Below are 23,143 nucleotides of genomic sequence, written 5' to 3'. Positions count from 1 at the left end.
GCCGCGAACGATCAACATGAGCACCATCGGTCACTCGCTGCTGCGCGCACAACCGCCGATCAAGGCACTGTTCGTGTACAACAGCAATCCGCTCGCAATTGCCCCACAGTCGGCCGAGGTGGAACGCGGCCTGGCCCGCGACGACCTGTTCACCGTCGTTCATGACCTTTTCCAGACCGACACCGCCGACTACGCCGACCTCCTGCTGCCGGCCACCAGCCACATGGAACAGCTCGACATCCACAAGTCTTACGGGCATCTACACCTGCAGGTCAACCAGCCGGCGATCGCCCCGCTCGGTGAAGCGCTGCCGAACACCGAGCTGTTCCGCCGCCTGGCCCGACAGATGGGCTTCAGTGAAACCTGCTTCGCCGATAGCGATGAAGATTTGTGTTGCCAGGCTTTCGACTGGAGCGATCCCCGCCTCGCCGGGCTGTCCTGGGAAAGACTCAAGGCCGAGGGTCACGCCCGCCTCAATCTGCCACCTGGCGAAGCGCCTTTCGCAGAGGGCGGTTTTCCGACCCCTTCAGGGAAATGCGAGTTTTTCAGCGAGATGCTTGCCGGTGCAGGACTCGACCCGCTGCCGACTTTCATCGAACCGCACGAATGGCGGCAAAGTCCGCTGGCAGCACAATTCCCTCTGGCGCTGATCACGCCACCGGCGCGCAACTTCCTGAACACCAGCTTTGCCAACTCGCCACGCTTTCTGGCGCAGGAAAAGTCGCCCGCGCTCCACATCCATCCGGTCGATGCCGCGGCACGCGGCATTGCCAATGACAGCCCGCTACGCATACATAACCATCGTGGCGAATTCCGCGCCCGCGCCGTCGTCAGCGACCGCATCCGTCCAGGCGTGGCCATGGCCACTTCCATCTGGTGGCGAAAGCTCTCGCCCGACGGACGCAACTGTAATCAAGTCACCAGCCAGGCGCTGACCGAGATGGGCGGCGGAGCGACGTTCTACGACTGCCTGGTCGAAGTCGAACTGGGATAGCTGCACAAGTCGACCGGAATGATTGACGGCCACCACTCTGCTCGGACAAACTCTCGGAAGTCTCCTCTCCTCCTCTCGCCGAAACGCGTTGTCAAGGTCGTGGAGTTCATGGCAATAGGTCAGCAAAACCCTGGCGCTACGGCGTCGGATACCGGAGGTGCAACATGCGCGTATTTCAGATTCAGGATGATTGGGGGATGGCCAACCTCAAACTGGCCGATCGCCCGCAACCCCAGCCAGGAGCGGGACAGGTACTGCTGCGGATGCTCGCCTCGTCGCTGAATTTCCGCGACTTGGTCGTTCCCGAGCGTGGATATGGCAGCTTTACCGGAAAACTGCCGCTGATCCCGCTGTCCGACGGCGTCGGCGAGGTTGTTGCGGTGGGCCCAGGGGTCACCCGCGTGGCGGTCGGCGACCGCGTCTGCCCGACCTTTTTCCAGGGCTGGATTGCCGGCGAACCGGATCTCTCTCGCATGACTGGGTCGCTCGGTGGCCCGATCGATGGCACCATGGCGGAGTTCATGTGCCTGTCTGAACAGGGCGTGGTCAAGGTGCCCGCCTATCTCAGCGATGTCGAAGCCGCGACGCTACCCTGCGCTGCCTTGACTGCCTGGAGCGCTCTAGCCACGCACGGCGCGGTCAAACCCGGCGAACAGGTACTGATCCAGGGCTCCGGCGGCGTGGCGCTGTTCGCGCTGGCGTTTGCCAGGATCGCCGGCGCACGGGTCACCGTGATCTCGTCGAGCGACGAGAAGATCGAGCGGCTCAGGGCACTCGGTGCCGACGCGACGATTAACTACCGGACGACTCCCGAATGGTCGAAACCGGCACGTGCGCTCACCGATGGTCGAGGCTTCGACCATATCGTCGAGCTTGGCGGCGAGAAAACCCTGCCGCAGTCGCTGCGCTGCATTCGCCCCGGCGGCACCCTGTCGATGATCGGTGTGCTCTCGGGCTCCTCATTGGCAACACCGCTTGGCCTGATCATCACCCGGCAGGTGCGGCTGCAGGGCATCACCGTCGGCCATCGCGACGGCTTCGAGGCGATGCTGCGGGCGCTAGAGCAGCACCGCATGCCGGTGATCGTCGACCGGGTTTTCGAATTTCCGGCGCTCAAGGAAGCGCTGGCGTACCTGAAGAGCGGCTCACAGTTCGGCAAGATCTGCATCCGCCATTGAGCGACCGACCTACAGCGCTATACTCTCGCCAGAGGGGCTGGATTTCCCTCCTCTTTTTTGTGCTGCGGCGTCCAACATCGAAGGAGCCATCGTGAAGATACTGTTTCTTGGTGCCGGCGGCGTCGGCGGCTATTTCGGAGCCCGGCTCGTCGAAGCGGGTGCAGACGTGACATTTCTGGTGCGACCGGCACGCGCCGAACGTCTTCGATCCGAAGGTCTGCAGGTACACAGCCCTTCCGGCGATTTCGTAGTCCCGGTGAAATGCGTCACCCGGGATCAGCCAGAGGACAACTACGACCTCGTCGTGCTGACAGCAAAGGCCTTCGACCTCGAGGATGCGATCGAATCCGTTGCCGCTTTCATCACACCTGCGACCTTCATCCTGCCGCTGCTCAACGGTTTCTCGCACATGCAAGTGCTGGACCGTCGCTTTGGCGCTGAGCACATCCTCGGCGGCATTGCCCAGGTGGCGGCCATGCTGGAAGCGGACGGCACGGTACGACAACTCGCCCCGATGCATTCCCTGACCGTTGGCGGCCGAACGGCGGAAACCCAGGCAATTGCCGCCCGCTTCGTCGAAGTGTGCCAGGCCGCAAAATTCAACGCCCGCCTGTCCCCGGACATCGTCCTGAGCCTTTGGGAGAAATGGGTCTTCATTGCCACCCTGGCCGGTATCACCACCCTGATGCGGGGCAGTGTCGGTCAGATCATGGCAACTGCCAACGGCGAAGCACTGATTCGGCAACTGTACGCGGAATGTCTGGCGGTGGCCACGACCTGCGGCATCGACATGGCACCGGTGGCCCGCGACGCAGCCTTGAAAACACTCACCCAGCGCGGTTCGGCACTGACCTCCTCGATGCTTCGTGATCTGCAGGCGGGCCTGCGCACCGAGCACCGCCACGTGCTCGGCGATCTGCTGGACAAATCGCTGGCAAAGGGGCTGAGTTCGCCGATACTGGCACTGGCCTTCAGCCAGATGGAAATCCGGGAATCGGAGTCCGCCGTCCGTAGTTGAACGCCTGTCGGAAGGATCAAGGCGCCGATCGAACACAGCCAGCGAGCGCCTGCATGAACACCTGTCAGGTTCTGGTAGTCGGAGTCAGGCCACGGCTTCCCCTGCATGCGAGCCGCATCCGTTTGAGCGCAGCGTCGAGCGTCGTCTGTGGACAACCGAAATTGAGCCGTACCCAACCCGGCAGACCGAAATCGACGCCACTCGACAGACCGACCCCTGCGGCCTCGAAAAATGCGGCGGGATCGTCGACCCCGAGACCGCGCGCGTCGATCCACGCCAGGTAGGTCGCTTCGACATGGCTCACGGCCAGGCCGGGCATGCCGGCAAGGTCGGTTTCGACACGATCGCGATTGCTGCGTAGCGCCTGCAGCAGGGCGCTGCGCCAGTCCTCGCAGTCGCGGTATGCCGCTTCGGTTGCCGCAAGGCCGAGGACATTGACGTCCGGTACGATGCCGCGCGCGGCAGCGACAAAGCGCCGGCGCAAGGCAGCGTCGGGAATCACCGCAAAAGCAGCGCCCAGACCGGGAATGTTGTAGGTTTTCGACGGCGCCATCAGGGTGATGCTGCGCTTGGCCAGGTTGGTATCGAGCATCGCCAGGGGCAGATGCTGCCGGTGCTCGTCGAGGATCAGGCCGCAGTGGATTTCATCGGAGCAGACGAGCAGGTCATGGCGCTGGCAGAAGGCGGCGATGGCCTCGAGTTCCACGCGCTCCCAGGCCCGGCCAACCGGGTTGTGCGGATGGCAAAGCAGCAACAGGCGGCTGCTGGGCGTCAGCGCGGCTTCCAGCGCCGCGAAATCCCAGCCCCAGCGGCCATCGCTCTGACACAGCGCGGCGCTCGCCAGCCGCCGGCCGGACAAGCGCGGCGCGGAGAGAAATGGCGGATAGACGGGCGTCGCCGTCAGGACATCGCCGTCGACGCTCCGGCAGGCGACGTTGAGGCCGCAGACCAGACCGGGCAACCACAACAGCCAGTCGGCCTCGACCCGCCAACCGTACGCGCTCCACAAGTACCCGAGAACGGCATCGTAGAGCGCCGGCGATGGCACGGCGTAGCCGAAACAGCCTTGCGCGACACGCTTTTCGATGGCCGCGACGATCGCCGGCGGCGCGGCAAAATCCATGTCCGCAACCCATAACGGCAGCACGTCGCGACCGGCGTATTTGTTCCACTTGAGCGAATCTCCGCCGCGGCGGTCGATGACATGAGCAAAGTCGAAACCGTTCACCGGCAAGCCCAGGGTCAAGATGTCAGACTTCGAGGTGGGCGTAGAGTGCAGTCGACAGGTAGCGTTCGCCGAACGAGGGAATGATCACCACACTCAGCTTGCCGGCATTTTCCGGCCGCCGCGCGACTTCGAGGGCGGCCCAGACAGCCGCGCCCGAGGAAATTCCCACCAACAGCCCTTCTTCACTCGCCATCCGGCGAGCGATGTCAAAAGCGTCGTCGGCCTTGACACGCAGCACTTCGTCGTAGATCGCAGTGTTCAGGACCTTGGGAACGAAACCGGCGCCGATCCCCTGAATCGGATGCGGTCCCTTGACCCCGCCCGAGAGCACCGGCGACGCGTCGGGTTCGACGGCGATGACCTGCACGCCAGGTCTTCTGGCCTTGAGCACTTCGCCGACGCCGGTAATGGTGCCACCGGTACCGACGCCGGAGACGAAGATGTCGACCTGTCCGTCGGTATCACGCCAGATCTCTTCCGCCGTCGTTGCGCGGTGGATCGCCGGATTGGCCGGGTTCTCGAATTGCTGCGGAATGAAATAACGGGCATCGGCGGCAGCGAGTTCCTCGGCGCGGCGGATCGCGCCACTCATACCCTCGGGCCCAGGGGTCAGCACCAGCTCGGCACCATAGGCCTTGAGCAGCAGGCGGCGTTCGCGGCTCATGGTTTCCGGCATCACGAAGCAGCATCGGATTCCGCGCGCCGCACAGACCATCGCCAGGCCGATACCGGTATTTCCCGAAGTCGGCTCGAGAACGATCGTTTCCGCGCTGATCTTGCCGGCAGCCTGCGCTGCATCAATCATCGCTGCTGCGATACGGTCCTTGACGCTGTGCGCGGGACTGTAAAATTCGAGTTTGACGACGACGGTACCGTCAATACCGGCACCGAGACGGTTGAGTCTGACCAATGGCGTGTTGCCGATCAGGTCGGTGACATTGTCGGCGATGTGCATGGGCATGGCGAAATCTCCTCTGAAAGTGACTAGGCGAGAAACAGTTTGTATGCCGGATTATGGCTTTCGTTCCAGTATGCGTAGCCGAGTTTCGCCAGAAAATCCTCGAAGTCACCCATCTCGCACGGCGGCACCTGCATGCCGACCAGCACGCGACCGTAGTCGGCGCCATGGTTGCGATAATGAAAAAGGCTGATGTTCCAGCCGGCGCTCATGCGGTTGAGAAAGTTCATCAGCGCGCCAGGACGCTCGGGAAACTCGAAACGGTAGAGGATCTCGTGCTGGATTTGTGGCGAGTGCCCGCCGACCAGATGACGGATGTGACCCTTGGCCATTTCGTCATCGGTCAGGTCGAGCGTCGGATAGTCGTGCTTCCGCAGATGTTCGAGCAGCCGCACCGATTCGGCGCGCGATGCGACCTGTATACCGACAAAGACATGTGCATCACGCTGGTCGTTATAACGGTAATTGAACTCGGTGATGTTGCGAGAACCGATCAATGCAACGAAGCGCTTGTAGGCGCCAGGCTTCTCCGGTAGGGTCACGGCAAAGACGGCTTCGCGCTGCTCACCGATCTCGGCACGCTCGGCGACAAAACGAAGACGGTCGAAGTTCATGTTGGCGCCGGATGCCGTCGCGATCAGCGTTCTGTCCTTCAGTTTGTGCGCCTTGGCATAGGCCTTGGCACCGGCAACTGCCAGTGCACCGGCCGGCTCGAGGACGGCACGGGTATCTTCGAAAACGTCCTTGATCGCCGCGCAAATCGCGTCGGTATCCACCAGCACCATGTCGTCGACGTACATCTGACAGAGGCGGAAAGTTTCCTCGCCGACATACTTGACCGCCGCGCCATCGGCGAACAGGCCGACGTGATCCAGCCGGACGCGCTTGCCGGCTTTCAGCGAGCGTGTCATGGCATCGGCGTCGACGGCTTCGACCCCGATGATCCGGGTTTCCGGCCTGACCCGCTTGATGTAGGCCGCGACGCCAGAAATCAGACCTCCACCACCGATGCAGCAAAATACGGCATGGATCGGTTTGGCATGTTGGCGCAGGATCTCCATGCCGATCGTGCCCTGCCCGGCGATCACTTCGGGGTCGTCGAAAGGGTGTACGAAGCTTAGCCTCTCGCTTTTCTCGAGTTCCAGAGCGTGGGTGTAGGCGTCATCATAGCCCTCACCAGCAAGCACCACTTCCGCACCTCTCGCCTGCACCGCCTGTACCTTGATCTGCGGCGTCGTCGTCGGCATCACGATCACCGCCCGACAGCCGAGTTTGGCCGCCGCCAGCGCCACCCCCTGGGCATGGTTGCCGGCAGAGGCGCAGATCACGCCGCGCTTGAGCCGCTCTGCCGAGAGATGGGCGATCTTGTTGTAAGCGCCGCGCAACTTGAAGGAAAAAACCGGCTGTAGGTCTTCGCGCTTCAACAGAATCCGATTGCCCAGACGGGCCGACAGGCTGGGTGCGAGGTCAAGTGGGGTTTCAATCGCAACGTCGTAGACCTGCGCGTTGAGAATTCTTTCGAGGTAATCGGTAGGCATGGCAGCAGAGAAGAGATCCTTGGGCTGAGCGCCCGATTCTAGCAGCAGAAACGGTGTTTGATGGGCAAACAGTTCATGTGAAGGTCGCGTCAGCGACTCACGAGCCTCCCCTCCCCACATGTGAGGGAGGGGTCGGGGGAAAGGGAAACGGTCATGACTTTCATGATCAGGGATGTCTTGCAAAGTCATGACCGTTAGAATGTGCTCTTTGGTGGCGAAGTACCCATGAACGCACGTCTGCGCGAAATCCCCTACAACTACACCTCGTTCTCCGACCGCGAGATCGTCATTCGCCTGCTCGGGCCGGAAAACTGGGCACTGCTTGACGAATTGCGTACCGAACGTGTTACTGGCCGCTCGGCACGGATGCTCTATGAGGTACTCGGCGACATCTGGGTGGTGCAGCGCAACCCCTACCTGGAAGACGATTTACTCGCCAGCCGCGAGCGTCGCAGCGCCTTGATCGAAGCGCTACGCCACCGCCTGCGCGAAATCGGCAAGCGACGGCAGGGCAATGCCAAGGTGCTGCAGTTGATCCTTGCGGCCGAGGAGGCGGTCAATCGTTTTGCACAGCATTTCGATGATACCGCCCGACTGCGGACACGGGTCCGGAGAGTGCTGAGCCGGCATACGCGCCGCGACAACATCGCCTTCGACGGTCTGGCTCGCGTCTCGCACGTGACCGACGCGACCGACTGGCGGATTGAGTACCCATTCGTCGTCCTCTACCCGGATAGCGAGGAGGAGATGGCTCCGCTGGTACGTGGTTGCATCGAACTCGGGTTGACGATCATCCCACGCGGTGGCGGCACCGGTTATACCGGTGGCGCCATCCCGTTGACAGCGCTGTCGGTGGTGATCAACACCGAGAAACTGATTGACATCAGCGCCGTCGAAGAGCGGCTGCTGCCAGGCAGTGAGCGCCCTGTGGCAACCATCCGTACCGGCGCCGGCGTCGTCACCGCCCGCGTTTCTGAGGCCGCAGCAGCAGCCGGGAGCGTTTTTGCCGTCGACCCGACATCGGCCGAAGCTTCGTGCATCGGTGGCAACATCGCGATGAATGCCGGCGGTAAAAAAGCCGTGCTCTGGGGAACTGCCCTCGACAACCTGGCGTGGTGGAGAATGGTCGACCCGAGCGGGCACGTACTGGAAGTGACGCGCATGCATCACAACTTCGGCAAGATTCACGAACAGGAACTGGCGCGCTTCGAGATCAAACGCTTTCGCAAGGACGGCAGGACACTCTACGGAACACCGGAAATCCTGGAAATCCCGGGCGCCCGTTTTCGCAAAGCCGGCCTCGGCAAGGATGTAACCGACAAGTTTCTGGCCGGCCTGCCGGGCGTCCAGAAAGAAGGGACCGATGGCCTGATTGTCGCCGCCCGCTGGATCCTGCATCGGATGCCTGCGCACACGCGTACCATCTGCCTGGAATTCTTCGGGCAGGTGCGCGAGGCAGTACCGGCGATTGTCGATATCACCGATTACTTCAAGCCAGGCGGCCCCGGCAGGTCGGCTGGGGTGCTGCTTGCCGGCCTCGAACACCTCGACGAGCGCTACCTGCGGGCCGTCGGCTACGCCACCAAGGCCAAGCGCAAGGGAGAAACCGCAGGCCGTCCGAAAATGGTTTTGATCGGCGACATCGTCGGTGACGACGAGACGGCGGTGATGACGGCCGCATCGGACATGGTGCGTCTGTGCAATCTGCGTGGTGCCGAGGGTTTCATCGCCGTCGATGCCGAGACGCGCAAGAAATTCTGGCTCGATCGCTCGCGCACCGCAGCCATTTCGCGCCATACCAACGCCTTCAAGTTGAACGAAGACGTGGTGATTCCACTGCCGCGCATGGGCGAGTACTGCGATGGAGTCGAGCGCATCAATATCGAGTTGTCGATAAAGAACAAGCTGTCGCTATGTGCAGCGCTGGCGGAATTCCTGCGTGGCGACCTGCCCCTGCATCGTGGCGACGCCGACCTCGACAGGGAATTGCTGATCGGCGATCGGCGAACCGCAGCGCTGGACGCTGTCGCCAGCGTGCAGACACGCTGGCAATGGCTGCTCGAAAATCTCGATCAACCCCTGCCGCAAGCCGAGGCGCAGTTTGCCGCCCTGGGCATCCACGTCGATGCGCTGAGAAACCGTACCGCCATGCCGACGCTCTTCCATCGCCTGCAGGATTACTCGCTGCGCGTCTCGTGGAAAAGAGAACTCAAGCCGCAGCTCGAAGCGATTTTCGATGGCCTTGTCTATCGACCGGTACGCGAACGCATCGTCGCCATCCACCAGGGGGTTCTGCGCAGCCGCCTGTTTGTCGCGTTGCACATGCACGCCGGTGACGGCAACGTGCATACCAACATCCCGGTCAACTCCGACCATTACGAAATGCTACAGGCGGCTTATGCGGTGGTCGCGCGCATCATGGCGCTAGCGCGGGCACTCGACGGTGTCGTCTCGGGCGAACATGGAATCGGCATCACCAAACTCGAGTTCCTGAGTGAGGACGAGATCCGGCCGTACCGCAATTACAAAGCGAGGATCGACCCGGACGGCCGTTTCAACCAGGGCAAGTTGCTCGCCGGTGCCGATCTGGCGAAGGCCTACACGCCCTCGTTCTCGCTGCTCGGCACCGAGTCGCTGATCATGGAGCAATCGGAGATCGGCAACATCTCGACGATGGTCAAGGACTGCCTGCGCTGTGGCAAGTGCAAACCGGTCTGTTCAACGCATGTGCCGCGTGCCAATCTGCTCTATTCGCCACGCAACAAGATCCTGGCCACTTCGCTGCTGATCGAGGCCTTCCTCTACGAGGAGCAGACTCGCCGCGGTGTCTCGCTCAGGCATTTCGACGAGTTCAACGACGTCGCCGATCACTGCACGATCTGCCACAAGTGCCTCACCCCCTGCCCGGTCGACATCGATTTCGGCAATGTTTCGATCAGGATGCGCAATCTGCTGCGTGAACAGGGCAAGAAGAAGTTCGTTCCGGCAAAAGCCGCAGCGATGGCTTTCCTGACGATCAAGGACCCGGCGACGATCAAGCTGGTCCGCAAGCTGATGATCGACTGGGGCTACCGAGCGCAGCGCCTGGCCTACCAACTGGCGAGGTCCTTGCACCTGCTTCAGAGCCAGACCCGGCGACCGCCCGCGACGCTGGGTTCGCCAACGCTCAGATCGCAGATCATCCACTTCATCAACAAACCCATGCCGGGCGGACTTCCCAGACGGACTGCCCGCGCTCTGCTCGATATCGAAGACGACAAGGTCGTGCCGATCATTCGCGACCCCATCAAGGTCAGCGCACCCGATTACGATGGCGACGCGGTATTCTACTTTCCGGGTTGCGGCTCGGAGCGTCTATTCTCGCAGGTCGCCCTGGCCACCCAGGCGATCCTTTACGATATCGGCGCGCAAACGGTTCTGCCACCAGGCTACCTGTGCTGCGGCTATCCCCAGACGGCCGCCGGCGAGGCCGACCAGGGGCAGCGGATCACTACCGATAACCGGGTGCTTTTCCACCGTGTCGCCAACACGCTCAACTATCTCGACATCCGGACGGTCATCGTCTCCTGTGGCACCTGCATGGACCAGCTCGAAAAATACCACTTCGAGCAGATCTTTCCCGGCTGCCGCCTGCTGGACATCCACGAATATTTACTGGAGAAGGGAGTCCGGGTCGATGGGATCAGCGGTACCCGCTATATGTACCACGACCCCTGCCACGCACCGATGCGAACAATACCGGGCATCAAGGTGGTCAACAGTCTGATGGGACAGCCGGTCGATCTCTCCGAGCGCTGCTGCGGCGAATCGGGAACGCTGGCGGTGACGCGCCCCGACGTGTCTACGCAGGTGCGCTTCCGCAAGCAGGAGGAGATCGAAAAAGGCGCTCGCCGACTACGTTCGGATCAGTTCACGGGCGAGGTCAAGGTACTGACTTCCTGCCCATCGTGCCTGCAGGGCCTGTCCCGCTACCACGACGACACCGGCACTCATGCTGACTACATTGTTGTCGAGATGGTCAAGCGGCTGCTCGGCGAGGACTGGATGGCGCTATACGTCCACAAGGCCAACAACGGCGGTATCGAGCGCGTTCTTCTGTAGATCCAAGACTCAAGGGGAAAGGAATGTAGTGACAGGCAAGTCGCACGATTCCCCTTTCAGCCTCGCCGATCTGGATATCCTTGTACCTTGATCACATGCCTCCTTCCGTGACCTAGTTCCTCTCGCTTACCGCACTGGTGGCTTATCGTTGAATCCTGGATGGTGCATCAGCGCCCTGAAATCTGCAAGGAGTCAGCAAGTGTGCGAGTACGATGTTGAGGATTGCGAACTATGCGAATCGCCGGGAGGCGAAGTGGTATGGGAAAGCGACCTGTGTCGGGTCGTCATGGTTGGTGACCCGGATTACCCCGGCTTCTGCCGCATCATTCTGCACCGGCACATGCGTGAGATGACTGACTTGCCTCCAAAGGAAAGGATGCAGTTCATGAGCGTCCTATTTGCCGTGGAAAGTGCTGTCCGGACCTTATACCAGCCGGACAAGATCAATCTCGCTAGCCTTGGCAATATGACGCCGCATGTTCATTGGCACCTGATCCCTCGCTGGCGGGACGACAGGCATTTTCCCAACTCTGTCTGGACGAAACCGCAGCGGCAGAATAGCCCATGTCGCCCCTTCGTTGACGGGCAGCAACTGGGTAACCAGATCATCGCCGCCATGCGTACCAGATAGCCTGATAGAACCGACGGTGAATACCATGAATGCAGTCCTCCCCAATATCCCGGCGACCATGAAGATTCCCGACCTGCATACCGGTTTCCAGATGCTCTCGCGGCTTCCTTTGGCCAATTCAAGACAGGCTGCGCTCGACATCAACCTCTTTCTCGATAGTCTGTTGAGAACGCCACCTCAAGGCGAGGTCTATCTGCAGCTGCTCGAACAGACGCGGATTTCACTCTGTTTCATCGAGGAAGAGCTCGCCCGAAGCTACATCAACAAGGCATTACCACTAGGAGAAGTCGAGGCAAGTGCCTTCTGCCAGGTCATTGCCACCTGGCAGAAGGCAGCCCGCGCCTACGCGCATTGTGCACAGCTTCTGGACGGCCACGACAACAGCAACGTCCATGCCGAACGACTGGCTCTGATCCTGCACCGCTGCATTTACTACACGGGAATGGTGATCATCGAGCACCATCGCGCCCGTCAGGCCCTGCCGGCAGGAGTGTGGCTGAACCTGCACGGATATTACGCGAGTGCCGAAGAATGGGGAATTGCGAATCTCCCCGTGCCGGACTCGCTCGATCCCCTTGGACGCAGCAGCCATTGTGCCGCCGCTTTCGTCAGCCTCCTCCTCGCTGAATTGGCGAGTCCCTACAGCCTGTCTATGGGTGACATCAGCCTAGTACTTCGCTGGGCAAGCAATTGGTCTCCTCTGGTGGCAATGCACCCGGCCGTCGAGAATGAGCCCTTACCTCCGTTCGTCGTCGACCTGATGCAGGATTGTGGTCTGCGGGCGTCGAATGAGTGCCGGCATCGCGAACATCTGCGTCGACTCGACACCACTCGCCTGGTGAGCCAGCTCAATCAATTGAGAAGGCAGTTGCAACAACGAATCTCGCCCGCACAGCTCGGCCTCGGTGAAGATTGTACAGCTGCACAGTGTTATCGACTGGTCAATCGTCTCTATAAGCCATGGAGCATGTTGCGTGCCGCACGCAAGTTCCGCCGACACAATGCATCGGGAATTTCCAAGGTATCCACCGGTTTTTCGGCAATGCACTACCATATCTCCGGAAAGGAGTTCCAGCAGCCGGAGATGACCAGCATCTATTCGCGCCAGGAATTCGAAAGCATGTTTGCCTTCCGACACATGCTTGACCCGACGCAGATGCTGGAAGTCCGCCAGGTACAGCTTGGCTTTGACTTCGATACCTGGGAAGTGCTTGACCAGTGCGCGAATGGTTTTCGCCTGCTGCGCTCGGTAGTTGGCAAGAAAATCGCGCCGGGGCAGTTGCTTTCCATCTGCCCGCATGACGGCAACTCGCATCTGCTGGCACAGGTGGCGTGGTTGATGCAGGAAGAGGGTGGTAATCTGGTCGCAGGGATCGCCGCTCTACCTGGCAAACCTCAAGCGGTCGCTGCTCGCCCGCAGGCACTTGAGCCGGGGCACCAAGTTCCCTATCAACGGGCGTTCCTGCTGCCGGCAGTCCCGGCCATCGGCGCCGAACAAACCCTGATCCTTCCGCCTGGGTGGTTTCGAGCGGAGCGCCGGCTTGAAGTCTACACTGAGAACCCGATGCAGGTCAGGTTACAACGCCTGCTGGCCGAAGGCGCGGACTTTGAGAGGGTGACTTTCAGCGTGGTTTGAGGGGGGCCATCGCCAAATGCCTTATGCCATGGCAGGCAGCCGCAATGATTGAGGTGATTTTGCGCTATGATGTGTTGTCACGATTACGCAAAGACCACCATGGCTGGCCTGGACGAAACCACGAAGATCCCAACCGAGATCAAGCTACATCAGAAATCCCGCATCATCGAATTGAGCTTCGAGGGCGATGAGCGTTTCGAGCTGAGCTACGAATTCCTACGCGTGTTCACGCCCTCTGCCGAAGCTCGTGGTCATGGACCAGGCCAGGAGGTTCTGCAGGTCGGCAAGCGGGACGTCGATATCGAGCGGGTTGAGGCGGTCGGCAACTACGCCATCCGACCGGTGTTCTCGGATGGCCACGACAGCGGGCTGTATTCCTGGGATATGCTCTACCATCTGGGTGTCAATCGCGACCAGCTTTGGCAAGCGTATCTGAAACGCCTGCAGCAGGAGAATGGTAGCCGTGACCCCGCTGAGACCGCAGCAGTCGCTCCCAAGGCCTCCAACACTTGCGGCAAGCATTGATCCGTCCCGATTGCTCCCCAGCCCGGTCATGCGCATGAACAACGAGCGAAATACGACCCACTTTGGCTATCAGGAAGTCGCTGAGGAGGAGAAGGCCAGGCACGTTGCCGAGGTTTTCGATTCCGTTGCACAGCGTTACGACCTGATGAATGACCTGATGTCGGGTGGTCTACACCGGTTCTGGAAGGCGTTCACCATTGCCAAGAGTGGCGTTCGCGAGGGTTGGCGGGTACTCGACGTGGCTGGTGGAACCGGCGACCTGGCACTGGCTTTCGCCAGGAAGCTCGGCAACCGTGGACAAGTCTGGCTCACGGATATCAACCATGCCATGCTGGCTCGAGGCCGTGATCGACTCTACAACCAGGGCTTCATTATCCCGGTCGCGCAGTGCGACGCCGAAAGGCTACCATTTCCAGATGATTATTTCGATTGTGTGACGGTTGCCTTTGGCCTGCGCAACATGACACACAAACATCTGGCACTGGCCGAAATGCGGCGCGTCCTCAGGCCTGGAGGACGCCTGCTGGTGCTTGAGTTCTCTCGGGTATGGAAACCTCTGGCGGCCGCTTACGATTTCTATTCGTTCCAGGTAATCCCTCGTCTTGGACAGATGATCACCCACGACGAGGCGAGCTACCGGTATCTTGCGGAGTCGATTCGCATGCATCCGGATCAGGTAGCGCTCAAGTTGTTGATGGAACAAGCCGGACTCGAGCAGGTCGAATATTATAATTTGGCGCTGGGCGTTGTCGCCCTACACCGTGCTTTCAAGTTTTAGGAGGAGAGATCCACTGATGAAAAAGATCCTTATGACTCTCAGTATCTGTGTATTCAGCTTTGGCCTGGCGGTCGGAGAGGCTGATGCGAAGCGACTGGGCGGAGGCAGTTCGTCCGGCATGCAGCGCGACTCGGTAGCGCAACGGCAGGCAACACCGCCTCAGAATGCCGTCACGCCTGCACCAGCCGCTGCGACAACACCGGCGGCAGCAGCACCCAAACGTAACTGGATGGGTCCTTTGGCGGGTCTGGCCGCCGGCCTCGGGATTGCCGCACTGTTATCCCACTTCGGCCTGGGTGAGAGCATGGCCAATTTCCTGATGATTGCGTTACTGTTGTTGTGCGCCGTGGTCGCCTTCAAATTGCTGTTTCGCCGCAGGGGTTCACTGGTGCCAGATGCTCAACCCCTGCAGTACGCCGGTACAGGCGCTCCGGGAATGGCACCGATGCCGCAGGCCTTCAATCCTGCGTCGTCTGCGGGTCTGCCTGTCAGCCCTGCCGCTCCGCTGTCGGCCAACATACCGGCAGGCTTCGACGTGGATGGTTTCCTGCGGGTCGCCAAGCTGAATTTCATTCGACTGCAGGCGGCCAACGATGCTGGCAATCTCGACGACATCCGCGAGTTTGTGACTCCCGAGATGTTTGCAGAAATCAAACTGCAGTTGGACGAAAGAGGAAAGGCAACACAGCAAACCGATGTCGTGACACTGAACGCGGTGTTGCTCGAAGTCGTCACTGAGGCCGACCGGCACATCGCCAGCGTTCGCTTCAGCGGAATGATCCGCGAAGAAGCTGGCTCGGTGGCCGCGCCTTTTGACGAAGTCTGGAACCTTACCAAGGCCGTTGACGGTGCCAGAGGCTGGGTAATTGCCGGTATCCAGCAACTTTCCTGAACCAGAGATGCTGGCCTGGCCTACGCTCGTACTACTCAATCACCTGTTGCAGGGAGAGTCCTGGGCGTGTGATCGACTGATTCCCTTTGCCGGCAAAACAGCACTCCTGCAATTTGGTAGCACTGCCTTACTGTTCAAGATTAGCGATAGGGGCACATTCGAAACTACAGCTGCAGGCACTCCAGCAACGGTCAGCATCACCCTTCCTAGTGAAGCTCCCGCGCTTGCGTTCACCGAACAAGCCTCTCTCCTCACTTCAGCGACCATTTCAGGCTCTGTGGATCTGGCAGAGACCCTCGGCTTCGTATTTCGAAACTTGCGCTGGGACATCGAGCATGATTTGTCGAAAGTCCTTGGCGATGTGGTGGCTCACCGTGGCCTCCAGTTTGTCAAGCAACTGGGACAATGGCAACTGGTCGGCTTGAGAAAGTTGGCGATCGGTGTGGCCGAATATCTAACTGAAGAAAATGCAGCGATTGCTCGCCGCGGTGATATCGAGAGGTTTTGTCTAGAGGTAGACGCCTTGCGTGACGATTTCTCGCGCATGGAAAGAAGGCTGGCGCAGCTGGAACGGGGTTAGAACGCTCTGTAGCGTACACTACTCCCGCGCATTGGAAATAGAAAAGCAGCCCTCACAGGCTGCTTTTCTTTGTTCACGATGAGGTATTGACTGACATATGGCGCGGTCACTTAGTGACGCTGGCGTAGCCGCTTGATTGCCTGCAACTGGGCGACCGCTTGCGCCAGTTCCGCCTCGGCAGTAGCGAGTCCAATGTCCGAAGTCCGATCCTTGAGGGCTTCCTCTGCACGACGCTTGGCCTCTATCGCCTTGGCTTCGTCAAGGTCGTGCGCACGAATCGCGGTGTCGGCCAGGACCGTAATCAGCGCAGGCTGCACTTCCAACATACCACCGGAGACGTAGACCATTTCATACTCGTCACTATCCGGAACTTTCAGACGAATCGTTCCCGGCCTGATACGGGTCAATAGTGGCGTGTGCCGCGGATAGATACCAAGTTCGCCGGCCTCACCCGGAAAAACCGCAAAGTCGGTCTGGCCGGAAAAGATCAATTCCTCGGCGCTAACGACGTCAACATGTACTCTGATTGCCATGGGTTATTCCCTTTGCTCAGTCGTATCCCTTGCACAGTGCAAGGGACGCGACGTCTATACTGCCCGCTTTAGAGTGTCTTGGCTTTTTCGAACACTTCCTCGATGCCGCCAACCATGTAGAACGCCTGCTCGGGAATGTTGTCGCATTCGCCTTCGACGATCATCTTGAAGCCCTTGATCGTGTCCTTGAGTGGCACATACTTGCCAGGAGACCCGGTAAAGACTTCAGCCACGCTGAAGGGTTGTGAAAGGAAACGTTGAATCTTGCGAGCGCGATAAACCGCCAACTTGTCTTCCGGCGACAGCTCGTCCATTCCGAGAATCGCGATGATGTCTCGCAACTCCTTGTATTTCTGGAGAGTCATCTGGACGGCACGGGCAACGTTATAATGCTCCTCGCCAACGACCTGGGGATCGAGCTGCCGTGAAGTCGAATCAAGCGGGTCAACCGCCGGGTAGATGCCGAGCGAGGCGATATCGCGCGACAATACCACGGTCGAGTCCAGGTGCAGGAAGGTTGTCGCCGGCGACGGATCGGTCAGGTCATCAGCTGGCACATAGACCGCCTGAATCGAAGTGATCGATCCGACCTTGGTCGAGGTGATACGCTCCTGCAAACGGCCCATTTCTTCGGCCAGCGTCGGCTGATATCCGACGGCAGACGGCATCCGGCCAAGCAGCGCCGAAACTTCGGTACCCGCAAGCGTGTAGCGATAGATGTTGTCAACGAAGAAGAGGATGTCACGGCCATCATCACGGAATCGCTCGGCCATGGTCAGGCCGGTCAATGCGACGCGCAGTCGGTTGCCTGGAGGCTCGTTCATTTGGCCAAAGACCATCGCCACTTTATCGAGAACATTGGACTCCTTCATTTCATGATAGAAGTCATTTCCCTCGCGGGTACGCTCGCCGACACCGGCAAACACCGAAAGACCCGAGTGCTGTTTGGCGATATTGTTGATCAACTCCATCATGTTCACTGTCTTGCCCACGCCGGCGCCACCGAACAGTCCCACCTTTCCGCCCTTGGCGAAAGGACATACCAAGTCGATCACCTTGATCCCGGTTTCCAGCAGATCGACCGACGGTGACAGCTCGTCGAACTTCGGTGCCATCTGGTGAATTTCACGGCGTTCTTCAGTAGCAATTGGCCCGGCTTCATCAATCGGCCGACCCAGAACGTTCATGATGCGGCCAATCGTCGCATTTCCGACCGGCACCGAAATTCCGGCGCCGGTGTTGTTGACTTTCATGCCACGCCGCAGTCCGTCGGATGACCCCATGGCGATGGTGCGCACAATGCCATCCCCTAACTGCTGCTGAACCTCGAACATCAGGTCGGACTCGCACATGTCCGATTCTTCTGCCTTGTCGAGTTGGAGTGCGTTGTAAATGTGGGGCATGGCGTCACGTGGGAACTGGATGTCCACCACGGCGCCGATACACTGAACAATGTTTCCTTGACTCATCGTCGTATCCCTAATCAATAAATCAACTATCGCGTGGTCAGACAGCTGCTGCGCCGCCGACGATTTCCGAAAGCTCTTTGGTGATCGCTGCCTGGCGAGCCTTGTTGTAAACCAGCTTGAGTTCGCCGATCACGTTTTTCGCGTTATCCGAAGCCGACTTCATGGCGACCATGCGCGCGCTCTGCTCGGAAGCCATGTTCTCGGCTACCGACTGATAGATCATCGCCTCCACATAACGCAACAGCAAGTCATCAATGACCGTCTTGGCATCAGGTTCGTAGAGGTAATCCCAGCGATTGCCCTCACTCCCGACGAGATCCCCCGAAAGCGGTAGCAACTGGTAGAGCGTCGGCTCTTGCTTCATCGTATTGATGAAACGGGTAAAGGCGATGTAGAGAAGATCGATTTCACCCTTCATGTAGGCGTCCAGTTGCACCTTGACCGGACCGATCAGCTTCTCGAGGTGTGGCGTATCCCCCAATCCGGTGAGTTGCGAGACGATGTTCGCGCCCGCGCGCTGCATGAAGCCCAAGCCCTTGTTGCCGATCGCGGTCACCCGAAGCTTCTTGCCTTCAGCGTCCCACTCCTTCATCTTTGCCAGGGCAAGTCGCAGTACATTGGTATTGAGACCACCGCAGAGCCCCTTGTCCGAGGTCACCGTGATCAATCCAACAGCTTTTACGGGTTCGCGTACGGTCAGAAAAGGATGACGATAATCCGTCAAGGCATGCGAAAGGTTACCGGCCACCCGGCGAATCTTCTCGCCGTAGGGGCGGGCAGCCCGCATCCTGTCCTGCGCCTTGCGCATCTTCGATGCGGCCACCATTTCCATGGCCTTGGTGATCTTGCGCGTACTCTCTACGCTCTTGATCTTGTTCCGGATTTCCTTGCCGCTAGGCATGGCTATCTCCTTGATCGATCAGGCCAGCGTGGCCTTGAATTCCTCAATCGCCCTGGTGAGCTTCTGCTCAGTGTCAGCGTCAAGATCCTTGGTGGTTTCGATCCTGGCCACGAGGTCGGCGTATTTCTGCTTGACGAAGCCGTGCATCTGCTTCTCGGTGGCAAGCGCCTTCTTCACTTCAACATCGTCGAAAAGGCCCTTGTTCACCGCGTGCAGGGTGATCGCCATCTCGGAGATCGGCAATGGCGAATACTGTGGCTGCTTCATCAGTTCGGTGACCAAACGGCCACGATCAAGCTGTTTGCGGGTCGCTTCGTCAAGATCCGAGGCAAACTGGGCAAATGCCGCCAGTTCACGGTACTGGGCAAGCGCCAGACGGACCCCCCCGCCCAGCTTCTTGATGACCTTGGTCTGGGCAGCACCGCCGACCCGAGAAACCGAGATACCGGCATCAATCGCTGGACGCACACCCGCATTGAACAGGTCGGTATCAAGGAAGATCTGGCCATCGGTGATCGAGATGACGTTGGTCGGAACGAAGGCAGAAACGTCGCCTGCCTGCGTCTCGATGACCGGCAGGGCAGTCAGTGAGCCCGTCTTGCCTTTGACCTCGCCGTTGGTAAACTTCTCGACCCATTCTTCGGAAACGCGTGCGGCGCGTTCCAGCAAGCGAGAGTGCAGGTAGAACACGTCGCCAGGGTAGGCTTCACGCCCTGGCGGGCGGCGCAGGAGCAGTGAAACCTGGCGGTAGGCCCATGCCTGCTTGGTCAGATCATCGTAGATGATCAGTGCATCCTGACCACGGTCACGGAAATACTCGCCCATGGTGCAACCCGAGTAGGGAGCGATGTACTGCAAGGCCGCGGATTCGGAAGCGGTTGCAGCAACGATGATGGTATATTCCATCGCGCCGTTTTCTTCGAGCTTGCGTACCACGTTGGCGACGGTCGAAGCCTTTTGACCAACCGCAACGTAGATGCAGATCAGGTTCTGGCCTTTCTGGTTGATGATCGTATCGACGGCCACTGCAGTCTTGCCGGTCTGCCGGTCACCAATGATCAATTCACGCTGGCCACGACCGATTGGCACCATTGCGTCGATCGATTTAAGTCCGGTCTGTACCGGTTGCGAAACCGATTTGCGCCAGATGACACCGGGTGCGACCTTTTCGATCTTGTCGGTCAGCTTGTTGTTGACCGGACCTTTGCCGTCAATCGGCTGCCCGAGCGAGTTCACCACGCGACCGAGCAACTCCGGACCGACTGGAACCTCGAGAATGCGGCCGGTGGTCTTGACGGTGTCGCCTTCGCTGATTTGCTCGTATTCACCGAGAACCACCGCGCCAACCGAGTCGCGGTCGAGGTTCAAGGCCATGCCGAAAGTATTGCCTGGAAACTCGAGCATCTCTCCCTGCATGACATCGGTCAGGCCGTAGATACGGCAGATACCATCGGTCACCGAAACGATGGTGCCCTGGGTGCGCAGATCGGCGCTGATCGCAAGATTCTCGATCTTGCTCTTGATCAGTTCGCTGATTTCGGAAGGATTCAACTGCATGGAAATTCTCCTAGTTCTTGAGCGCCAACCGCAGGCTCTCCAATTTTCCGCGTACGGAGGTATCGAGAACCTGGTCGCCAACCACAATCTTGACGCCGCCGATCAGCGATTGATCGACGACCACTTCGGCAGTCAGCCGGGTTTTGAAGCGCGCTTCCAGATCCTCGATCAGCGCCTTGAGCTGCGCGTCGTCAACGGGAAAGGCGCTGTAGATCGTGGCTTCCTTGACGCCTTCCTGCGCAGCCCTCAGCTCCTCGAAGAGACCCGCGATTTCCGGCAAGGCGGAAAGCCGTTCGTTGTTGGCGAGGACGTCGATCAGATTAGCTTCGCCGCCATCCTGCGCCTTGCCGATCAGCGACTTGAAGAGCGTACTCTTCTGCGTGGCAGACAACTCGGGATTGCCGATGCAGGAACGCATCTGCTCATCCGTGGCAATTGCAGAAAGCAGCGACAACCGCTCGGACCACGCCGTCAGCGCCTTGTTTTCCAGCGCAATGCGGAAAACCGCTTCAGCGTAGGGGCGCGCGATGGTAACGAGTTCGGCCATGGTATTAGAGTTCCTGCTTGAGCGCGACCAGCATTTCGGCATGCGCCCTGGCATCGACTTCGCGCTTCAGGATGCGCTCTGCACCCGCCACGGCGAGATCGGCGACACGGCCACGCAGTTCCGCTCTTGCCTGCTCGACCTGTTGAGCAATCTCGGCCTTTGCCGATGCGACCACCTTGTCGGCTTCAATTTTCGCCGTCACCTTCGCCTCTTCAACCATCTGAGCGCCGCGCTTCTCGGCGGCAGCAATGATTTCGGCAGCCTTTGCCTTGGCGTCACGCAGGGCATCTGCGGAACGTTTGCCCGCCAGCTCCAGCTCATGCTTCCCACGCTCGCCGGCAGCAAGCCCGTCAGCGATCAGTTTTTGGCGATCGGCCATGGCCTTGGCCAACGGAGGCCAGACGTATTTCATGGTGATCCAGATGAAGACGCCAAACCAGATCGCTTCGCCGATCAACGTTGCGTTGATGTTCACGCTAACCTCCTGTTAAGAGTTAGTCCGAAAAGCGATCAGCCCTTGACAACGGCAATGAAGGGATTTGCAAAAAGCATGAACAGCGCGATACCGACACCGATCATGGTGACCGCGTCGAGAAGGCCGGCAACAATGAACATCTTTACCTGGAGAGTCGGAATCATTTCCGGTTGGCGAGCGGCGCCCTCAAGGAACCGGCCACCCAGCAGACCAAAACCGATGGCGGTACCGAGAGCACCCGCACCGATCAGGATGGCGACGGCGATGGCGGTGTTACCAAGCAACATAGACAGAGCGGCTTCCATTACTTTCTCCTAGTAAAACATGCTAAATGGGTTAAACAAAGACAACGTGAATCAAACTCGCAACCGGGCAGCTGGCCCACTAACCGTGGGACTCGCTGGCCATCGACATGTACACGATGGTGAGCATCATGAAAACGAAGGCCTGCAAGGTGATGATCAGGATATGGAACAGCGCCCAGGGCAGCGCCAAGGGCAACTGCCACAGACCCAGCAGGGCAATCAGGATAAACACCATCTCGCCGGCGTACATGTTGCCGAACAGGCGCAGCGCAAGCGAAATCGGCTTGGCAACATCCTCAATGACCCGGAAGAGAAGATTGAGTGGCGCCAGCTTGGCACCAAACGGCACGGTGAACACCTCATGCAGGAAGCCCCCGACACCCTTCACCTTGACGCCCATGATCAGCATGATCGCGAACACCGTCAGGGACATGCCGAAAGTCAGGTTCGGGTCGGTGGTCGGTACCACCTTGAAATAATGTACGCCAGCAAAGCCGAGGACAAAGGGGATGAAATCGACCGGGATCAGATCCATCGCATTCATCAGAAAAACCCAGACGAAAATGGTGACCGCCATCGGCGTAATCAGGGCGCTCTTGCCATGATAGGTATCCTTGACCTGCTGATCGATAAAGGACACCAGCATTTCAACGAAGGTTTGCAGCTTGCCCGGCTTGACGACGGCTGCCCTGCTAGCAAGTTTGGCCATGCCGATGAAGGCGAACAGGCCGAGGAGACCGGACACGATCAGGGAGTCCAGGTGAAAAGTCCAGAAACCGTGACCGACAGTCAGGTTGGTCAGGTGGTGGACAATGTATCCACTCGTCGTCAATGCCTCGCCCGAAGCCATATATTCCCCCTGTTCGACTATTGCTGCCTGAGCAGCGCCATCCAATAAACGACCACTGTTGCCACATAGGCCAGGAAGAGCGGCAAGGCTGCGAGTTGTGCGTAGCTCTTGAAGACCACGGTAAACAACAAAAGGGTTACGGCAAACTTGTAACCCTCACCTGCTACCTGATCCCGAAATACTCTTCTTGCATCCGCCTGTTTCGATAGCCGCAAAGCCCGCCATGCATAAGCAGAAGCACTGGCCATGGCAATCCCGCCACCGAGTACTGCAGAAACAGCCGCATCAAATCCCAGAGCAACTCCCGCGACCAACCCCACTGCCAGGGTGACCACCAACTGGCAAACCAGGACCCAGCGGACCTGCGGATGCACGGCTAGCCCCTCCAAAACATGAGCAGGATACCAGACTCACAATAAGGAATCAAACCGCAACTGCAAAAAAGTTTG

General features: G+C 59.4%; 22 protein-coding genes. 10 read left to right on the top strand and 12 right to left on the bottom strand.

The window, feature by feature from the left end; genetic code table 11:
• From AW06_RS00890 to AW06_RS00880, 3 genes are all read left to right on the top strand, one after another.
• Positions 1-994, top strand: a 994-nt coding sequence (locus AW06_RS00890) for a molybdopterin-dependent oxidoreductase (protein ID WP_034944106.1), incomplete at its 5' end; no start/stop codon positions are given.
• Positions 995-1,158: 164 nt separating this feature from the next.
• On the top strand, positions 1,159-2,172 hold the full coding sequence (locus AW06_RS00885) for an NAD(P)-dependent alcohol dehydrogenase (protein ID WP_034944032.1): 1,014 nt from the start codon (positions 1,159-1,161) through the stop codon (positions 2,170-2,172).
• A 91-nt stretch (positions 2,173-2,263) separates the two neighbouring features.
• The gene (locus AW06_RS00880; RefSeq protein WP_034915430.1) at positions 2,264-3,190 is read left to right on the top strand and encodes a ketopantoate reductase family protein; all 927 of its coding nucleotides are present in this window, start codon (positions 2,264-2,266) and stop codon (positions 3,188-3,190) included.
• A gap of 64 nt (positions 3,191-3,254) precedes the next feature.
• On the opposite strand, the gene AW06_RS00875 is transcribed toward AW06_RS00880, so the two are convergent.
• Genes AW06_RS00875 through ilvA form a run of 3 tightly spaced genes read right to left on the bottom strand, consistent with a single transcriptional unit; the run spans position 3,255 to position 6,914 of the window.
• Positions 3,255-4,436 (bottom strand): PatB family C-S lyase, encoded by a 1,182-nt coding sequence (locus AW06_RS00875; RefSeq protein ID WP_273704264.1) that lies wholly within the window; start codon positions 4,434-4,436, stop codon positions 3,255-3,257.
• A gap of 4 nt (positions 4,437-4,440) precedes the next feature.
• Entirely contained in the window at positions 4,441-5,373 is a 933-nt protein-coding gene (cysK, locus tag AW06_RS00870; RefSeq protein ID WP_034944100.1) for a cysteine synthase A, read from the bottom strand.
• A gap of 29 nt (positions 5,374-5,402) precedes the next feature.
• On the bottom strand, positions 5,403-6,914 hold the full coding sequence (ilvA, locus tag AW06_RS00865) for a threonine ammonia-lyase, biosynthetic (RefSeq protein ID WP_034944030.1): 1,512 nt from the start codon (positions 6,912-6,914) through the stop codon (positions 5,403-5,405).
• A 225-nt stretch (positions 6,915-7,139) separates the two neighbouring features.
• Here ilvA and AW06_RS00860 point away from each other — a divergent pair, with 225 nt between their 5' ends.
• The 7 genes from AW06_RS00860 (at position 7,140) to AW06_RS00830 (ending at position 16,057) form a co-directional block, all read left to right on the top strand.
• Positions 7,140-11,015 carry a DUF3683 domain-containing protein gene (locus AW06_RS00860; protein ID WP_034944097.1) on the top strand — a complete coding sequence of 1,292 codons (3,876 nt, stop codon included), beginning with the start codon at positions 7,140-7,142 and terminating at the stop codon, positions 11,013-11,015.
• A gap of 199 nt (positions 11,016-11,214) precedes the next feature.
• Entirely contained in the window at positions 11,215-11,646 is a 432-nt protein-coding gene (locus tag AW06_RS00855) for an HIT family protein (RefSeq protein WP_034944027.1), read from the top strand.
• 25 nt (positions 11,647-11,671) lie between these two features.
• Positions 11,672-13,282 (top strand): hypothetical protein, encoded by a 1,611-nt coding sequence (locus AW06_RS00850; protein ID WP_273704263.1) that lies wholly within the window; start codon positions 11,672-11,674, stop codon positions 13,280-13,282.
• A gap of 99 nt (positions 13,283-13,381) precedes the next feature.
• On the top strand, positions 13,382-13,807 hold the full coding sequence (locus AW06_RS00845; protein ID WP_034944021.1) for a DUF971 domain-containing protein: 426 nt from the start codon (positions 13,382-13,384) through the stop codon (positions 13,805-13,807).
• A gap of 34 nt (positions 13,808-13,841) precedes the next feature.
• Entirely contained in the window at positions 13,842-14,585 is a 744-nt protein-coding gene (ubiE, locus tag AW06_RS00840; protein ID WP_034944093.1) for a bifunctional demethylmenaquinone methyltransferase/2-methoxy-6-polyprenyl-1,4-benzoquinol methylase UbiE, read from the top strand.
• A 16-nt stretch (positions 14,586-14,601) separates the two neighbouring features.
• On the top strand, positions 14,602-15,477 hold the full coding sequence (locus AW06_RS00835) for a TIM44-like domain-containing protein (protein WP_034944020.1): 876 nt from the start codon (positions 14,602-14,604) through the stop codon (positions 15,475-15,477).
• Positions 15,452-16,057: a hypothetical protein gene (locus tag AW06_RS00830; protein ID WP_273704265.1), complete on the top strand. Its 606-nt coding sequence runs from the start codon at positions 15,452-15,454 to the stop codon at positions 16,055-16,057. The genes AW06_RS00835 and AW06_RS00830 overlap by 26 nt, the downstream gene beginning before the upstream one ends.
• Positions 16,058-16,167: 110 nt before the next feature.
• On the opposite strand, the gene AW06_RS00825 is transcribed toward AW06_RS00830, so the two are convergent.
• The 9 genes from AW06_RS00825 to AW06_RS00785 form a co-directional block, all read right to left on the bottom strand.
• Positions 16,168-16,590 (bottom strand): F0F1 ATP synthase subunit epsilon, encoded by a 423-nt coding sequence (locus AW06_RS00825; protein WP_034921234.1) that lies wholly within the window; start codon positions 16,588-16,590, stop codon positions 16,168-16,170.
• Positions 16,591-16,658: 68 nt separating this feature from the next.
• Positions 16,659-18,059: a F0F1 ATP synthase subunit beta gene (gene atpD, locus AW06_RS00820; RefSeq protein WP_034921236.1), complete on the bottom strand. Its 1,401-nt coding sequence runs from the start codon at positions 18,057-18,059 to the stop codon at positions 16,659-16,661.
• Between the two features lie 37 nt (positions 18,060-18,096).
• Entirely contained in the window at positions 18,097-18,960 is an 864-nt protein-coding gene (atpG, locus tag AW06_RS00815) for a F0F1 ATP synthase subunit gamma (protein ID WP_034921239.1), read from the bottom strand.
• An 18-nt stretch (positions 18,961-18,978) separates the two neighbouring features.
• Positions 18,979-20,517, bottom strand: a complete 1,539-nt coding sequence (gene atpA, locus AW06_RS00810; RefSeq protein ID WP_034944018.1) for a F0F1 ATP synthase subunit alpha — start codon at positions 20,515-20,517, stop codon at positions 18,979-18,981.
• A 10-nt stretch (positions 20,518-20,527) separates the two neighbouring features.
• A complete protein-coding gene (locus AW06_RS00805; protein WP_034944016.1) occupies positions 20,528-21,064 on the bottom strand; it encodes a F0F1 ATP synthase subunit delta in 537 nt (178 codons plus the stop codon).
• Positions 21,065-21,068: 4 nt separating this feature from the next.
• Positions 21,069-21,539, bottom strand: a complete 471-nt coding sequence (locus tag AW06_RS00800; protein WP_034944014.1) for a F0F1 ATP synthase subunit B — start codon at positions 21,537-21,539, stop codon at positions 21,069-21,071.
• A gap of 35 nt (positions 21,540-21,574) precedes the next feature.
• Complete coding sequence (gene atpE / locus AW06_RS00795) at positions 21,575-21,832, bottom strand: F0F1 ATP synthase subunit C (protein WP_138677986.1); 258 nt, start codon at positions 21,830-21,832, stop codon at positions 21,575-21,577.
• Positions 21,833-21,923: 91 nt separating this feature from the next.
• Positions 21,924-22,694, bottom strand: coding sequence for a F0F1 ATP synthase subunit A (gene atpB, locus AW06_RS00790; protein ID WP_034944012.1), 771 nt, complete (start codon positions 22,692-22,694; stop codon positions 21,924-21,926).
• 17 nt (positions 22,695-22,711) lie between these two features.
• Positions 22,712-23,068 carry an ATP synthase subunit I gene (locus AW06_RS00785; protein ID WP_171047297.1) on the bottom strand — a complete coding sequence of 119 codons (357 nt, stop codon included), beginning with the start codon at positions 23,066-23,068 and terminating at the stop codon, positions 22,712-22,714.
• Positions 23,069-23,143: the final 75 nt, after the last annotated feature.

The sequence above is a fragment of the Candidatus Accumulibacter cognatus genome, assembly GCF_000584975.1.
GTDB classification, from domain to species: domain Bacteria; phylum Pseudomonadota; class Gammaproteobacteria; order Burkholderiales; family Rhodocyclaceae; genus Accumulibacter; species Accumulibacter cognatus.
Note: the sequence above shows the minus strand (reverse complement) of the source record. Positions and strands in the feature narration are given on the sequence as shown.